This is a genomic window from Pseudomonas sp. S4_EA_1b (genome assembly GCF_016307435.1).
GTDB lineage: Bacteria > Pseudomonadota > Gammaproteobacteria > Pseudomonadales > Pseudomonadaceae > Aquipseudomonas > Aquipseudomonas rhodesiae.
This window is the reverse complement of record NZ_JAEILC010000040.1, coordinates 1-15,960: the sequence shown is the minus strand read 5'-3', so window position 1 is coordinate 15,960 and position 15,960 is coordinate 1. Positions and strand designations below refer to the sequence as shown.

Genomic DNA, 15,960 nt, shown 5'->3' with positions numbered 1-15,960 from the left:
GTGCCCCGCTGGGGGCGGGCGCCATGCTCTGGCAACTCACTCAGATGTTGTGGGTGGGTGGTTTGTGGCTGCTCCATATTGGGGTGCTGCCGGCACTCGGTTTGATTGGCTTGGCGCCGTTGCTGATCGATGAGCTCGACGGAATGCTCAGTGCGTTGCTGGTGGGCTTTGCGGCAGCGTGCGTATTGCTTCAAGCATTGGTGTTGATCAAGGCTGAAGGTTTGGAGAGTTTGTGGCGGGATATTCGAGGGCAACTGCTGCTGATGGCGCTGTATGCTTGCGCGATGTACTGCGTCGTGCATCTCTGGCTGCCTGAGGCGTTGCGCTGGCGGCTATTCAGCTATCTTGTGCTAGGTTTCTCGGGGCTCGTGCTAGTTGTGCAGCCTGCGCCGGGATGGAGTGGCGGGGCGCGCAAAGCACGCCCTTGACTCTTTTCTCATTTGAAGCGATGAACGTTCGACAGTTGCTTGTTGACGCTGAAATTCTTGCGATACAGCAGCGCCATCTTGCCGATAACCTGAACCAGATCTGCTTTGCCCACTTTGCACAGTTCTGCAATGGCGGCCAGACGTGCTTCGCGATCAAGGATGTTGACCTTGATTTTGATCAGTTCGTGATCGTTGAGTGCGCGCTCGAATTCGGCTAGCACACCCTCAGTCAAACCGTTGTCTGCCACAATCAGAACTGGTTTCAGATGGTGGCCAATGGATTTGTACTGTTTCTTCTGCTCTTGAGTGAGCGGCATAATCTGACCCCTGCGTCTGATCTTGTAAAAAGCGGCGGCCAGTTTACCCGAGCGAGTCCGGGACCGCCCAGTTAATCACGACCCGTTTTATTTTCGAGGTGGCCCGTGGCCCGTTCCAAAACCAGCCTTAACTGGCTAAAAGAACATTTCAACGATCCTTACGTCAAAAAGGCGCAGAAGGACGGCTACCGCTCCCGGGCTAGCTATAAGCTGCTGGAGCTGCAGGACAAGGATAAATTATTCCGGCCAGGCATGAGCGTTATCGACTTGGGGGCAGCCCCAGGTGGTTGGTCGCAGGTGGCCAGTCGTCTGATTGGTGGTCAGGGGCGGTTGATCGCGTCCGACATCCTGGAGATGGACAGCATCCCGGATGTGACCTTTGTTCATGGTGATTTCACTCAGGATGCCGTGCTGGCCGAGATCCTTGAGGCTGTAGGAAATTCGCAGGTGGACCTTGTGATTTCCGACATGGCACCCAATATGAGTGGATTACCGGCAGTTGATATGCCACGCGCCATGTTCCTGTGTGAATTGGCGTTGGATCTGGCAGGGCGTGTATTGCGCCCAGGCGGTGATTTCCTGGTCAAAGTCTTCCAGGGTGAAGGTTTTGACGAGTACCACAAGAATATCCGTAAGCTGTTCGATAAGGTGCAGATGCGCAAGCCGGACTCCTCAAGGGATCGATCCCGCGAGCAATATCTGTTGGCTCGAGGGTTCCGTGGCATCGAAGGCGCCGCGAGTGATGAGCGTCTTTGAAGGTTTCAACGGAGTCGATAGGTTTTTTTATATCGCTTTCGTCATGAAGCTTTACGAATATTGTGTAGTCAAAGTTTCACAAAGGGTTACAGACGGTGCCTGCCAGAGTTGTAGGTAATGTAGTAAGTTAGGTCGGTGAATATCATGCGAAGCGCGCGCCAGCAGCGGAGCTTGCTTCAGAGGGTAGTTAATTGAACGATATGGCAAAGAATCTGATCCTGTGGTTGATCATCGCGGCTGTCCTGGTGACGGTGATGAACAACTTCTCCAGCCCTAACGAGCCGCAGACCCTCAACTATTCCGACTTCATCCAGCAAGTTAAGGATGGAAAGGTCGAGCGCGTAGCGGTTGATGGCTACGTGATCACCGGCAAACGCACCGATGGCGACAGCTTCAAGACGATTCGTCCGGCAATCCAGGACAACGGTCTGATCGGCGATCTGGTGGACAACCATGTCGTCGTTGAAGGTAAGCAGCCGGAGCAACAGAGCATCTGGACCCAGCTATTGGTAGCCAGCTTCCCAATCCTGGTGATCATTGCTGTGTTCATGTTCTTCATGCGCCAGATGCAAGGCGGCGCGGGAGGCAAGGGTGGGCCGATGAGCTTCGGGAAGAGCAAGGCACGCCTGCTCTCCGAAGATCAGGTGAAAACCACTCTGGCCGACGTTGCCGGTTGTGATGAAGCTAAAGAGGAAGTGGGCGAGCTCGTCGAGTTCCTGCGCGATCCGGGCAAATTTCAGCGCCTTGGTGGGCGTATTCCGCGCGGTGTGCTGATGGTCGGTCCTCCGGGTACTGGTAAAACCTTGCTGGCCAAGGCGATTGCTGGTGAAGCCAAGGTGCCGTTCTTCACGATTTCCGGTTCTGACTTTGTCGAAATGTTCGTAGGTGTCGGCGCAAGCCGTGTTCGCGATATGTTCGAGCAAGCTAAGAAGCATGCGCCGTGCATTATCTTTATCGACGAAATTGACGCCGTTGGTCGTCATCGTGGTGCGGGCATGGGCGGTGGTCACGATGAGCGCGAGCAAACGCTCAACCAATTGCTCGTGGAGATGGATGGTTTCGAGATGAATGACGGCATTATCGTCATCGCCGCAACCAACCGTCCTGATGTGCTTGACCCCGCGTTACTGCGTCCAGGCCGTTTCGACCGTCAGGTCGTGGTTGGCCTGCCGGACATTCGTGGACGCGAGCAGATTCTGAAAGTTCATATGCGCAAAGTGCCGATGGGCGACGACGTTGCTCCTGCGGTGATTGCTCGTGGCACCCCAGGTTTTTCCGGTGCCGACCTTGCCAACTTGGTGAACGAGGCGTCGTTGTTTGCAGCGCGTACCGGCAAGCGCATTGTTGAAATGAAAGAATTCGAGCTGGCAAAAGACAAGATCATGATGGGCGCCGAGCGCAAATCCATGGTTATGTCCGAAAAAGAGAAGCAGAACACTGCTTACCACGAGGCTGGTCACGCTATTGTGGGGCGCGTTGTGCCTGAGCACGACCCGGTCTACAAGGTGTCGATCATTCCACGAGGCCGGGCACTTGGCGTGACTATGTTCCTGCCTGAGGAAGACCGTTATAGCCTCTCCAAGCGCGCGCTGATCAGTCAGATCTGTTCGCTGTATGGCGGGCGGATTGCCGAAGAGATGACTTTGGGTTTTGACGGTGTGACCACCGGCGCCTCCAACGACATCATGCGCGCCAGCCAGATTGCACGAAATATGGTGACCAAGTGGGGCTTGTCCGAAAAACTCGGCCCTCTTATGTATGCCGAGGAAGATGGCGAAGTGTTCTTGGGGCGTGGTGGTGGCGGTCAAAATGCCAGTTTCTCCGGTGAGACTGCCAAGCTGATCGATTCCGAGGTGCGCAGCATCATTGATCAGTGCTACGGCACTGCTAAGCAGATCCTCACGGATAATCGCGACAAGCTCGACGCGATGGCCGATGCTCTGATGAAGTACGAAACCATTGATGCTGATCAGATCGACGACATCATGGCGGGTCGTCCACCGCGCGAGCCTCGTGACTGGGAGGGTGGTTCAGGTACCTCGGGTACTCCGCCCGTTGTTCAGAATGAACGCCCTGAGACCCCAATCGGCGGCCCTGCGGCTGACCACTAAGGTTTGAAATGACTTCTGTGTTGTCCTCCACCCGGTTGCCTTGCGGCAACCGGGTTCTTGATTTGGCCCATACGCATGTCATGGGCATTCTCAATGTAACCCCCGATTCCTTTTCCGACGGCGGCCGATTCAGTCAGCAGGATGCAGCGTTGCGTCATGCCGAGGCGATGGTGGCGGCTGGTGCGACCTTGATCGATGTCGGCGGCGAATCGACTCGGCCTGGTGCTCGTATAGTTTCTCCACTTGAGGAGTTGGAGCGGGTTGCTCCCATTGTCGAGCGCATCGCACGTGAGCTGGATGTGATCATCTCCGTTGATACATCGACTCCGGCTGTCATGCGCGAAACCGCGCGACTTGGGGCTGGATTGATCAATGATGTGCGGTCTCTACGGCGTGATGGAGCCTTGGATGCGGCTGCGGCTACAGGATTGCCGGTGTGCCTGATGCATATGCTCGGTGAGCCCGGGAATATGCAGGACGACCCCCATTACGATGATCTGGTAGGTGAGGTAACGGGTTTCCTGGCTGAGCGAATCGCTCAGTGCGCGGCAGTCGGAATAGCGCCGGAGCAGCTCATCCTGGATCCGGGTTTTGGATTCGCCAAGACTTTGCAGCACAATTTAAGTTTGTTCAAACACATGGAGTCCTTGCATGCCCTTGGTCGTCCCCTGTTGGTCGGGGTGTCGCGCAAGAGCATGATTGGGCTGGCGTTGAATCGTCCTGTTGGCGAACGTCTGTATGGCGGCCTTGCACTGGCGGCGCTTGCCATGACCAAAGGTGCACGGATTTTGCGCGTGCATGATGTCGCCGAGACCGTTGACGTGGTGCGTATGATTGCCGCGGTAGAATCAGCCGAATAAGAATGATGGAGCACTTATGACTAAAAAATATTTTGGCACCGACGGTATTCGTGGTCGGGTCGGCGAGTTTCCCATTACTCCTGATTTTATGCTCAAGTTGGGGTGGGCGGCAGGCATGGCGTTCCGCAGTATGGGGGCGTGCCGCATCCTGGTGGGGAAGGACACTCGAATTTCCGGTTACATGTTTGAATCAGCGCTTGAGGCTGGTTTGTCAGCTGCAGGTGCGGATGTGATGTTGTTGGGGCCAATGCCTACGCCGGCGATCGCTTACCTGACGCGCACGTTTCATGCTGAGGCCGGTATTGTGATCAGCGCTTCTCACAACCCTCACGACGACAACGGCATCAAATTCTTCTCTGGGCAGGGCACTAAACTGCCGGACGAAATCGAGTTAATGATCGAGGAGTTGCTGGATGCCCCCATGACAGTGGTCGAGTCCAGTAAGTTGGGCAAAGTGTCACGTATCAATGATGCATCGGGCCGCTACATCGAATTTTGCAAAAGCAGTGTGCCAAGCAGTACTAATTTCGCTGGCCTTAAAATCGTTGTCGATTGCGCTCACGGTGCGACTTACAAAGTGGCGCCAAGCGTATTCAAGGAGTTGGGCGCTGATGTGACAGTGCTGTCGGCCCAGCCTAACGGTTTGAACATCAACGAGAATTGCGGTTCTACTCATATGGAGCAATTGCAGGCCGCAGTTTTGGCTCAGCATGCCGATCTGGGGATTGCCTTTGATGGCGACGGTGACCGTGTGTTGATGGTGGATCACACCGGTACTGTAGTAGACGGTGATGATCTGTTATTCATCATTGCTCGCGATCTGCATGAGCGTAACAAGTTACAGGGCGGTGTCGTTGGGACACTGATGAGCAATCTGGGCCTTGAGTTGGCTCTGGCGGAATTAGGCATTCCTTTCATTCGCGCGAATGTTGGGGACCGTTATGTGATTGCTGAGCTCCTGGAGCGAAATTGGCAGGTGGGGGGCGAGAACTCCGGGCATGTTGTCTGCTTCCAGCACACCACGACAGGTGATGCCATTATCGCTGCATTGCAGGTGTTGCTTGCGCTGCGGCGTCGTGAAGAGAGCCTCGCTCAAGCGCGTCAGGCCATGCGTAAATGCCCGCAGGTGCTGCTCAATGTGCGCTTTGCCGGTGGCGAAAACCCAATCGAGCACCCCGCTGTTAAGGAAGCGTGCGAGCGCGTGACCCAAGCGATGGCTGGCCGTGGACGCGTGTTGTTGCGTAAGTCCGGGACCGAGCCTCTGGTGCGTGTCATGGTCGAAGGGGAAGATGAAATACAGGTCCGTGGCCATGCAGAAGACCTGGCGAAACTGGTAACTGAAGTTTGCGCCTGAATTCGGCTTGCCAGTGATGATGTGGTTGGGTAACATCTGCGCCCACTTTGACCGACGAGGTACAGCATGCGTCGCACTATGGTAGCTGGTAACTGGAAGATGCACGGTACCCGCGCCAGTGTCGCTGAGCTGATCAATGGCCTTCGTCACTTGGCTTTGCCTAGCGGTGTTGATGTTGCGGTTTTCCCGCCTTGCTTGCATATCACCCAGGTGGTTGATGGCTTGAAAGGTAAGTCGATTCAGGTCGGCGCGCAGAATTCTGCAGTGGAGGCCATGCAAGGTGCTTTGACTGGCGAGATTGCGCCAAGTCAGTTGGTCGACGCGGGATGTTCATTTGTGCTTGTTGGGCATTCCGAGCGTCGCCAGATGATGGGTGAGCGGGATGGCACCCTCAATCGCAAGTTCGCAGCAGCACAAGCATGTGGCTTGGTTCCTGTGTTGTGTATAGGGGAGACCCTGGAGCAGCGCGAATCCGGCAAGACTCTTGAGGTTGTCTCGCGTCAGCTTGGCAGCATCATTGAAGAGTTGGGCGTTGGCGCGTTTGCAAAGGCGGTCATTGCTTATGAGCCGGTCTGGGCCATTGGTACCGGGCTGACTGCTACACCGCAACAGGCGCAGGATGTGCACGCAGCCATCCGCGCTCAGTTGGCGGCAGAGAATTCTGAAGTCGCACAAGGTGTGCGTCTTCTATACGGCGGCAGCGTGAAGGCGGCCAATGCGGTCGAACTGTTCGGCATGCCGGATATCGATGGGGGGCTCATTGGTGGAGCTTCCCTGAATGCAGATGAGTTCGGTGCGATTTGTCGCGCCGCGGGAAACTGAAAAAATGCTGGAAACAGTCGTAGTCGTTTTTCATCTGTTGGCTGCCCTGGGCGTAGTTGCCCTGGTTTTGTTGCAACAGGGTAAAGGTGCGGATGCTGGTGCGTCTTTCGGTGCAGGTGCTTCAAATACTGTGTTCGGAAGCCAAGGTTCCTCTACCTTTCTTAGTAAGTTTACTGCTATACTTGCCGCCGGTTTCTTCATAACCAGCTTGGGGTTAGGTTACTTTGCTAAAGAGAAAGCTCATATGCTGACTCAAGTAGGTTTGCCAGATCCCGCAGTGTTAGAAGTACCTAAAGCAAAACCGGCTTCTGATGATGTCCCGGTGCTTCAAGAGCAAAAGTCGGCTACTCCAGCGACTGACGTACCTCCAGCTCAAGAGCAGAAGTAAGAAGGGTTTTAAACGCTGTATTGCCGAGGTGGTGGAATTGGTAGACACGCAACCTTGAGGTGGTTGTGCCCATAGGGTGTAGGGGTTCGAGTCCCCTTCTCGGTACCAATTATCAGGAGAGCCCGCTGTTGCGGGCTTTCTTGTAGGTGGAAGGTTACATTGACCCTGTAAAGGATCGGTCGTATACTTCCGCCCCAGCTTTGTCGCGGGGTGGAGCAGTCTGGTAGCTCGTCGTCGTCGGTTCAAATCCGGCCCCCGCAACCAGTTTTAGCGGAGCCCCTTTTAAGGGGCTTTTTGTTAGCTGGACACTTTCAACGCCGCTGTTCGACGGCGTTTCAAGGATGGGCGTTTCGCCCATTTTTTTATTTTGCACAGCATGCACATACATGCACGAGGGGGTTCAGGTGTCGAGCAAGCTAGAAGAGTTGCAGGCCTTGCTGGCCCCGGTGGTCGTGGCCCTAGGCTATGAATGCTGGGGTATTGAGTTTTCGGCTCAAGGTCGCCACTCAATGTTGCGCGTTTATATCGATAAAGAGGGCGGCGTGCTGGTGGACGATTGTGCCATTGTCAGCCGTCAGATCAGTGGTGTGTTGGATGTTGAAGATCCAATTTCCGTTGAGTACACCCTCGAAGTTTCCTCGCCAGGCATGGAACGCCCACTGTTCACTCTCGAGCAGTTTGCTAAATATGTCGGTGAACAAGTGAAGATCAAGCTGCGATCTCCCTTTGAAGGGCGACGCAACTTTCAGGGCCTTCTACGCGGTGTAGAAGAGCAGGACGTCGTGGTGCAGGTAGAAGACCATGAGTTCCTGTTGCCGATCGATATGGTCGACAAGGCCAACATTATTCCCAGTTTTGACTGAGACGCGGATCCCGCGGATCCAATGGCTTGCGAAAGGCGAGGCGTACGATGAGCAAAGAAGTACTGCTGGTTGTTGAGTCGGTATCCAATGAAAAGGGCGTACCGGCAAACGTGATTTTTGAAGCGTTGGAGCTGGCTTTGGCCACTGCTACCAAAAAGCGTTTTGAAGACGAAGTTGATCTGCGTGTGGAAATTAACCGCCACACCGGTGCCTATGAGACTTTCCGTCGCTGGACGGTCGTCGAAGAAGCCGATCTTGATGATCCGGCCATCGAAACCTGGCCGAGCAAGGTTGCTGAAACGCACCCTGGCGCAAAGGTCGGTGATGTCGTCGAAGAAAAGATCGAATCGATTGAATTCGGCCGTATTGCTGCACAGACCGCTAAACAGGTCATCGTGCAGAAGGTTCGCGAAGCCGAGCGCGCTCAAGTCGTTGACGCCTATCGCGAACGCCTGGGTGAGATCATCTCCGGTACCGTTAAAAAAGTAACTCGCGACAATGTGATCGTCGACCTGGGTAACAACGCCGAAGCGTTGCTGGCCCGTGAAGACATCATCTCTCGCGAAACCTTCCGTGTCGGCGTGCGCTTGCGTGCGCTGCTCAAGGAAATCCGCACCGAGAACCGCGGCCCTCAGTTGATCCTGTCGCGTACCGCACCGGAAATGCTGATCGAGCTGTTCCGTATCGAGGTGCCGGAAATTGCCGAAGGTCTGATCGAAGTGATGGCTGCGTCCCGTGACCCGGGTTCGCGCGCCAAAATCGCGGTCCGCTCCAAGGACAAACGTATCGACCCGCAGGGCGCTTGTATTGGTATGCGCGGTTCGCGCGTTCAGGCGGTGTCCGGTGAGTTGGGCGGTGAGCGTGTGGATATCGTCCTGTGGGACGATAACCCGGCGCAGTTCGTGATCAACGCCATGTCGCCGGCTGAAGTGGCGGCAATTATCGTTGACGAAGATGCCCATGCCATGGACATCGCCGTTGGCGCAGACAATCTGGCTCAGGCCATTGGTCGTGGTGGTCAGAACGTGCGTCTGGCCAGCCAACTGACCGGTTGGACCCTGAACGTGATGACCGAATCGGACATCCAGGCTAAGCAGCAAGCTGAAACCGGCGACATCCTGCGCAACTTCATCGAAGAGTTGGAAGTCGATGAAGAATTGGCACAGGTTCTGGTAGATGAAGGTTTCACCAGCCTGGAAGAGATTGCCTACGTACCGTTGGAAGAAATGCTCAACATCGACGGCTTTGACGAAGATATCGTCAACGAGCTTCGCGCTCGGGCCAAGGATCGCTTGTTGACTAAAGCCATCGCTACTGAGGAAAAGCTGGCAGACGCCCATCCGGCCGAAGACCTGCTCTCGCTTGAGGGTATGGACAAGGATTTGGCGATGGAACTGGCGGTGCGCGGCGTAATTACCCGCGAAGACCTGGCCGAGCAGTCTATTGACGATCTGCTCGACATCGACGGCATTGACGAAGATCGTGCCGGCAAGTTGATCATGGCCGCCCGAGCCCATTGGTTCGAGTAACTAGGCGCGGCCTGAGGAGAGAAGTGCATGACGCAAGTCACGGTGAAACAACTGGCCGATGAGGTCAAAACACCGGTAGAGCGCCTGTTGCAGCAGATGCGTGAGGCAGGTCTGCCGCACACCGCCGCCGATGAAGGTGTGAGCGATAGTGAGAAGCAGTCTTTGCTGACTCACTTGAAGAGCAGCCACAAGGCGAAAGTGGAAGAACCGCGCAAGATTACATTGCAGCGCAAAACCACCAGCACCCTGCGTGTTGCGGGTAGCAAGAGCATCAGCGTTGAAGTACGCAAGAAGAAAGTCTTCGTACAGCGCAGCCCGGAAGAAATCGAAGCCGAGCGCAAACGTGAACTGGAAGAACGTCGCGCAGTAGAAAATGCTGCACGTCAGAAGGCTGAAGAAGAAGCCAAGCGCCGCGCCGAAGAAGAAGCGCGTCGCCAGCCTGCTGCTGCGCAACCTGCTGCCACTGAAGCGGTTGCCGCGCCAAGTGCACCTGTTGAAGCTGTGCGTGAGGCCGCTCCGGTTGCCGCTGCACCAGCCCCTGCAGCTGACCGTAAGCGTGAAGAGCCCCGTCGTCCGGACAAACCACGTGCCGACGATAACAATCGTCGCGGCGGCGGCGATGGCGAGCGTAAAAACGCTCCGCATCGTGCTTCGGTCAAAGAGAAAGCGCCTGCTCCACGCGTTGCCCCACGTACTACCGACGAAGAGAGCGATGGCTTCCGTCGCGGTGGTCGCGGCAAGGCCAAGCTGAAGAAACGCAACGCCCACGGTTTCCAGAGCCCAACCGGCCCTGTTGTGCGCGAAGTGAAGATCGGCGAGACCATCACTGTGGGCGATCTGGCCCAGCAGATGTCGGTCAAGGCCGCTGAAATTATCAAGTTCATGTTCAAGCTGGGCACGCCGGCCACCATCAACCAGGTACTGGATCAGGAAACTGCTCAACTGGTTGCTGAAGAGCTGGGCCACAAAGTGACCCTGGTCAGCGACACCGCCCTGGAAGATTCCCTGGCCGAGTCCCTGAAGTTTGAAGGTGAAGCGGTTTCCCGTGCACCGGTTGTGACCGTAATGGGCCACGTTGACCACGGTAAAACCTCCCTGCTCGACTACATCCGTCGTGCCAAGGTGGCTGCGGGCGAGGCCGGTGGTATCACCCAGCACATTGGTGCTTACCACGTTGAAACCGACCGTGGCATGGTGACGTTCCTTGACACCCCTGGTCACGCCGCGTTTACCGCAATGCGTGCCCGTGGTGCCAAGGCGACCGACATCGTGATCCTGGTGGTTGCGGCGGACGACGGCGTGATGCCACAAACCATCGAAGCCGTTCAGCATGCCAAGGCTGCTGGCGTTCCTTTGGTTGTAGCTGTGAACAAAATCGACAAGCCGGGCGCCGATCTTGATCGCATCCGTAGCGAACTGTCGGTTCATGGCGTGACTTCCGAAGAGTGGGGTGGTGACACTCCATTCGTACCGGTCTCCGCGAAAATGGGTACCGGCGTTGACGAACTGCTTGAAGCCGTTCTGTTGCAAGCCGAAGTTCTGGAACTGACCGCAACACCATCGGCTCCTGGCCGCGGTGTCGTGGTCGAATCCCGCCTCGACAAGGGCCGTGGCCCGGTTGCGACGGTGCTGGTTCAAGACGGTACCCTGCGCCAAGGCGACATGGTTCTGGTCGGTTCGAACTACGGCCGTGTACGTGCCATGCTCGACGAGAACGGTAAGCCAATCAAGGAAGCCGGTCCGGCCATTCCAGTCGAGATTCTCGGCCTGGACGGTACCCCGGACGCTGGCGACGAGATGAGCGTGGTTGCCGACGAGAAGAAAGCCCGTGAAGTGGCTCTGTTCCGTCAAGGCAAGTTCCGCGAAGTCAAACTGGCCCGTGCTCACGCCGGCAAGCTTGAAAACATCTTCGAGAACATGGGCCAGGAAGAGAAGAAGACGCTTAACATCGTCCTCAAATCCGACGTACGTGGTTCCCTCGAAGCGTTGAACGGCGCCTTGAACGGCCTGGGTAACGACGAAGTGCAAGTGCGCGTTGTCGGTGGCGGTGTCGGTGGTATCACCGAATCCGACGCCAACCTGGCACTGGCTTCCAACGCTGTACTGTTCGGCTTCAACGTGCGTGCCGATGCCGGCGCTCGCAAGATCGTCGAGCAGGAAGGCCTGGACATGCGTTACTACAACGTCATCTACGACATCATTGAAGACGTCAAGAAAGCCCTTACCGGCATGCTTGGCAGCGACGTCCGGGAGAACATCCTGGGTATCGCCGAGGTGCGTGACGTGTTCCGCTCGCCGAAATTCGGTGCGATCGCCGGTTGCATGGTTGTCGAAGGCACTGTGTACCGTAACCGCCCAATCCGTGTACTGCGTGAAGACATCGTTATCTTCGAAGGCGAGCTGGAATCCCTGCGCCGCTTCAAGGATGACGCTTCCGAAGTGCGTGCCGGCATGGAATGCGGTATCGGCGTCAAGAGCTACAACGACGTCAAGGTTGGCGACAAGATCGAAGTCTTCGAGAAGGTTCAGGTTGCTCGCAGCCTCTAACTCGCGCACTTCCGGAGCCACGCGGCGAGTGGGTATGCAAATGCCCCGCACCGCGTACGGACTCTAAACGCAACGCCCGGTCTGGCTTTTGTCAGGCCGGGCGTTTGCCGCTTTCAGACCCCACGGGTTTCACCGTGTGGCAGTAACAGGTAACAAGACATGGCAAAAGAATACAGCCGTACCCAGCGTATCGGCGATCAGATGCAGCGAGAGTTGGCTCAACTGATCCGTCGCGAAGTCAAAGACCCGCGCGTTGGCCTGGTCACCATCACCGCTGTTGAGGTGAGCCGTGACGTGGGCCACGCGAAGATCTTCATCACCGTGATGGGGCAGGATAACAGCGAAGAAATAGCGCAAAGCATCAAGGTGCTCAACGCTGCAGCAGGTTTCCTGCGCATGCAGTTGGCCCGTGAAATGAAGCTGCGCAGCGTTCCCCAACTGCACTTCCACTACGATGAAAGTGTGGTGCGTGGTGCGCATCTGTCGGCACTGATTGAGCGCGCCGTGGCTGAAGACAGCCAGCACCCGTCCGCACCTGAAGACGCCAAGGAGTAAGCGGTGGCTCAGGTCAAACGTATTCGTCGTAACGTCAGCGGCATCATTCTGCTCGACAAACCCATTGGCTTTACCTCCAATGCAGCGCTGCAGAAGGTCCGCTGGTTGCTCAACGCTGAGAAGGCCGGGCACACAGGTAGTCTCGATCCGCTGGCTACGGGCGTATTGCCGCTGTGCTTCGGCGAGGCCACCAAGTTCTCGCAATACCTGCTCGACTCCGACAAGGGTTACGAAACCCTGATGCAACTGGGCAAGACCACTACCACGGCCGACGCCGAAGGCGATGTTCTGCAGGTTCGTGACGTGACCGTTGGTCGTGCTGATATCGAGGCTGTTTTACCCGCTTTTCGTGGAGAAATCAGCCAGATACCGCCTATGTACTCGGCGCTCAAGCGTGATGGCCAGCCCCTTTACAAGTTGGCGCGTGCGGGTGAAGTAGTGGAGCGTGAACCGCGTTCTGTTACTATTGCGCGCTTGGAATTGCTCGCCTGTGAAGGCGATACCGCGCGTTTGGCCGTGGACTGCAGCAAAGGCACCTATATCCGTACCCTGGTGGAAGATATCGGTGAAAAGCTCGGTTGCGGTGCCTACGTTGCAGAACTGCGACGCACCCAGGCCGGGCCTTTCAGTCTGGCCCAGACGGTGACGTTGGAAGAGTTGGAAGCGGTGCATGCCGAAGGCGGTAATGAAGCGGTTGATCGCTTCCTGATGCCATCGGACAGTGGGCTGCTGGATTGGCCATTGCTGCACTTCTCGGAACACAGCGCGTTCTACTGGCTCAACGGCCAACCGGTACGCGCTCCGGATGCCCCGAAGTTCGGTATGGTGCGAGTACAGGATCACAACGGTCGCTTTATCGGTATCGGTGAAGTGAGCGAAGACGGGCGCATCGCGCCGCGTCGACTGATTCGGTCAGAATGACCGAACGAGTGTGGCTGTTAACAGGCATGGTCAACACTCATTTTTAGATACAGGGATTTGTCCCTGGCCTGTTGAAACTTCCCTTTGGGTGGTTTCCTGAAAAAAGGATTGCCTCATGGCTCTCGACGTTCAAGAAAAAGCACAAATCGTAGCTGACTATCAGCAAGCTGTTGGTGACACTGGTTCGCCAGAAGTGCAAGTTGCACTGCTGACCCACAACATCAACAAGCTGCAAGGTCACTTCAAGGCCAACGGTAAAGACCACCACTCCCGTCGTGGTCTGATCCGCATGGTAAACCAGCGCCGTAAGCTGCTGGACTACCTGAAAGGCAAAGATCTGGGTCGTTATCAGACTCTGATCGGTCGCCTGGGTCTGCGTCGCTAATAAGCGATTGCGCTAGAGGTTGGTTGTCTGCCGTGTGTCAGTGGAATCCCGCTGGCCCATGGCAGGCTCCCAGCCTCAAGTTTTATCTGGATACACGTTTTACCCTGGACGAGCGTCGGGCCGATTCCCGGCATTGCCCAAGAATTTCGCAAGAAGACAAGTTCCCCAAGAGCCACAAAGAAGGTAGGACACCGTGAACCCGGTTATCAAAAAATTTCAGTTCGGTCAGTCGACCGTTACCCTCGAGACAGGCCGTATCGCCCGTCAAGCCTCCGGCGCAGTGCTGGTTACCGTTGATGATGACGTTACCGTATTGGTGACCGTTGTTGGCGCCAAGACCGCTGACCCTAGCAAAGGCTTCTTCCCTCTTTCCGTTCACTACCAGGAAAAGACTTACGCTGCCGGTAAGATCCCTGGCGGTTTCTTCAAGCGCGAAGGTCGTCCTTCCGAGAAAGAAACCCTGACTTCCCGACTGATCGACCGTCCGATCCGTCCGCTGTTCCCTGAAGGCTTCATGAACGAAGTGCAGGTTGTCTGCACCGTCGTGTCCACCAGCAAGAAGACCGATCCGGACATCGCTGCGATGATCGGTACTTCGGCTGCCCTGGCCATCTCCGGCATTCCTTTCGATGGCCCGATCGGCGCTGCCCGCGTTGCGTTCCACGAAAGCACCGGTTACCTGCTGAACCCGACTTACGAGCAACTGAAAGCGTCGAGCCTGGACATGGTCGTTGCCGGTACCTCGGAAGCCGTACTGATGGTTGAATCGGAAGCCAAAGAGCTGACTGAAGACCAGATGCTGGGCGCTGTACTGTTCGCCCATGACGAATTCCAGGCCGTTATCAAAGCGGTCACCGAGCTGGCTGCTGAAGCCGCCAAGCCAACCTGGACCTGGGCTCCGCAAGCCGAAGCTACCGAACTGCTGGGCACCATCCGTTCTGAGTTCGGCGCTGCCATCTCCGACGCCTACACCATCACCGTCAAGGCCGACCGTTACGCTCGCCTGGGCGAGTTGAAGGATCAGGTGGTGGCTAAGCTGTCCGGTGAAGAAGGCCAGCCTTCCGCCAGCGACGTCAAAGCTGCATTTGGTGAAATCGAATACCGCACCGTTCGCGAAAACATCGTTAACGGCAAGCCACGTATCGACGGCCGCGATACCCGTACCGTGCGCCCGCTGAACATCGAAGTCGGCGTTCTGCCGAAGACTCACGGTTCGGCCCTGTTCACCCGTGGTGAAACTCAGGCACTGGTAGTTGCGACCCTGGGCACTGCCCGTGACGCACAACTGCTGGACACCCTGGAAGGCGAGAAAAAAGACCCCTTCATGCTGCACTACAACTTCCCTCCGTTCTCGGTGGGCGAGTGCGGTCGCATGGGCGGTGCGGGTCGTCGCGAAATCGGTCACGGCCGTCTGGCCCGTCGTTCGGTTCAGGCCATGCTGCCGGCTGCTGACGTGTTCCCGTACACCATCCGTGTCGTATCGGAAATCACTGAGTCCAACGGTTCCAGCTCCATGGCTTCCGTGTGCGGTGCTTCCCTGGCATTGATGGACGCCGGTGTGCCGATGAAGGCGCCGGTTGCCGGTATCGCCATGGGCCTGGTGAAGGAAGGCGAGAAGTTTGCCGTCCTGACCGACATCCTGGGTGACGAAGACCATTTGGGCGACATGGACTTCAAAGTAGCCGGTACCGCTAAAGGTGTTACTGCGCTGCAGATGGACATCAAGATCAAAGGCATCACCGAAGAAATCATGGAAATCGCTCTGGGCCAAGCCCTTGAAGCGCGCCTGAACATCCTCGGCCAGATGAACCAGATCATTGGTCAGTCGCGTACCGAACTGTCGGAAAACGCTCCGACCATGATCGCGATGAAGATCGACACCGACAAAATCCGTGACGTTATCGGTAAAGGCGGCGCGACCATCCGTGCGATCTGCGAAGAAACCAAGGCCTCGATCGATATCGAAGACGATGGTTCGATCAAGATCTTCGGCGAAACCAAGGAAGCTGCGGAAGCTGCACGTCAGCGCGTGCTGGGCATCACTGCAGAAGCTGAGATCGGCAAAATCTACGTAGGTAAGGTTGAGCGCATTGTCGACTTCGGCGCATTCGTCAACATCCTGCC

General features: G+C 56.5%; 15 protein-coding genes and 2 tRNA genes. 16 read left to right on the top strand and 1 reads right to left on the bottom strand.

The features are described 5' to 3' along the window. The first annotated feature begins 23 nt into the window (after positions 1–23). Positions 24–428 (top strand): hypothetical protein, encoded by a 405-nt coding sequence (locus tag YA0848_RS14125; RefSeq protein WP_034115105.1) that lies wholly within the window; start codon positions 24–26, stop codon positions 426–428. An 8-nt stretch (positions 429–436) separates the two neighbouring features. On the opposite strand, the gene YA0848_RS14120 is transcribed toward YA0848_RS14125, so the two are convergent. After that, positions 437–745 (bottom strand): YhbY family RNA-binding protein, encoded by a 309-nt coding sequence (locus YA0848_RS14120; protein ID WP_010206607.1) that lies wholly within the window; start codon positions 743–745, stop codon positions 437–439. Between the two features lie 105 nt (positions 746–850). On the opposite strand from YA0848_RS14120, the gene rlmE reads away from it, so the two are divergent. From rlmE to pnp, 15 genes are all read left to right on the top strand, one after another. Then, on the top strand, positions 851–1,501 hold the full coding sequence (gene rlmE, locus YA0848_RS14115; RefSeq protein WP_034100727.1) for a 23S rRNA (uridine(2552)-2'-O)-methyltransferase RlmE: 651 nt from the start codon (positions 851–853) through the stop codon (positions 1,499–1,501). A gap of 200 nt (positions 1,502–1,701) precedes the next feature. Beyond that, complete coding sequence (gene ftsH, locus YA0848_RS14110; protein WP_034100726.1) at positions 1,702–3,612, top strand: ATP-dependent zinc metalloprotease FtsH; 1,911 nt, start codon at positions 1,702–1,704, stop codon at positions 3,610–3,612. An 8-nt stretch (positions 3,613–3,620) separates the two neighbouring features. After that, positions 3,621–4,472 (top strand): dihydropteroate synthase, encoded by an 852-nt coding sequence (gene folP, locus YA0848_RS14105; RefSeq protein WP_047882053.1) that lies wholly within the window; start codon positions 3,621–3,623, stop codon positions 4,470–4,472. Between the two features lie 16 nt (positions 4,473–4,488). After that, positions 4,489–5,826 (top strand): phosphoglucosamine mutase, encoded by a 1,338-nt coding sequence (glmM, locus tag YA0848_RS14100; protein WP_034100722.1) that lies wholly within the window; start codon positions 4,489–4,491, stop codon positions 5,824–5,826. Between the two features lie 66 nt (positions 5,827–5,892). Then, positions 5,893–6,648: a triose-phosphate isomerase gene (gene tpiA / locus YA0848_RS14095; RefSeq protein ID WP_034100720.1), complete on the top strand. Its 756-nt coding sequence runs from the start codon at positions 5,893–5,895 to the stop codon at positions 6,646–6,648. A gap of 4 nt (positions 6,649–6,652) precedes the next feature. Beyond that, the gene (gene secG / locus YA0848_RS14090) at positions 6,653–7,036 is read left to right on the top strand and encodes a preprotein translocase subunit SecG (protein ID WP_034100718.1); all 384 of its coding nucleotides are present in this window, start codon (positions 6,653–6,655) and stop codon (positions 7,034–7,036) included. A gap of 22 nt (positions 7,037–7,058) precedes the next feature. Continuing rightward, positions 7,059–7,144, top strand: a tRNA-Leu gene (locus YA0848_RS14085). A gap of 96 nt (positions 7,145–7,240) precedes the next feature. After that, a tRNA-OTHER gene (locus tag YA0848_RS14080) sits at positions 7,241–7,300 on the top strand. Positions 7,301–7,440: 140 nt separating this feature from the next. Continuing rightward, positions 7,441–7,899 (top strand): ribosome maturation factor RimP, encoded by a 459-nt coding sequence (gene rimP / locus YA0848_RS14075; protein WP_034100945.1) that lies wholly within the window; start codon positions 7,441–7,443, stop codon positions 7,897–7,899. 47 nt (positions 7,900–7,946) lie between these two features. Next, on the top strand, positions 7,947–9,428 hold the full coding sequence (gene nusA / locus YA0848_RS14070; protein WP_034100716.1) for a transcription termination factor NusA: 1,482 nt from the start codon (positions 7,947–7,949) through the stop codon (positions 9,426–9,428). Positions 9,429–9,455: 27 nt separating this feature from the next. Then, entirely contained in the window at positions 9,456–11,975 is a 2,520-nt protein-coding gene (gene infB / locus YA0848_RS14065) for a translation initiation factor IF-2 (RefSeq protein ID WP_034100714.1), read from the top strand. A gap of 159 nt (positions 11,976–12,134) precedes the next feature. Next, a complete protein-coding gene (rbfA, locus tag YA0848_RS14060; protein WP_034100712.1) occupies positions 12,135–12,530 on the top strand; it encodes a 30S ribosome-binding factor RbfA in 396 nt (131 codons plus the stop codon). Positions 12,531–12,533: 3 nt separating this feature from the next. Then, on the top strand, positions 12,534–13,451 hold the full coding sequence (gene truB / locus YA0848_RS14055) for a tRNA pseudouridine(55) synthase TruB (RefSeq protein ID WP_034100709.1): 918 nt from the start codon (positions 12,534–12,536) through the stop codon (positions 13,449–13,451). Positions 13,452–13,566: 115 nt separating this feature from the next. After that, positions 13,567–13,836 (top strand): 30S ribosomal protein S15, encoded by a 270-nt coding sequence (rpsO, locus tag YA0848_RS14050; protein ID WP_003177875.1) that lies wholly within the window; start codon positions 13,567–13,569, stop codon positions 13,834–13,836. A gap of 193 nt (positions 13,837–14,029) precedes the next feature. Beyond that, a partial coding sequence (gene pnp, locus YA0848_RS14045; protein WP_198731341.1) for a polyribonucleotide nucleotidyltransferase occupies positions 14,030–15,960 on the top strand: 1,931 nt, incomplete at its 3' end.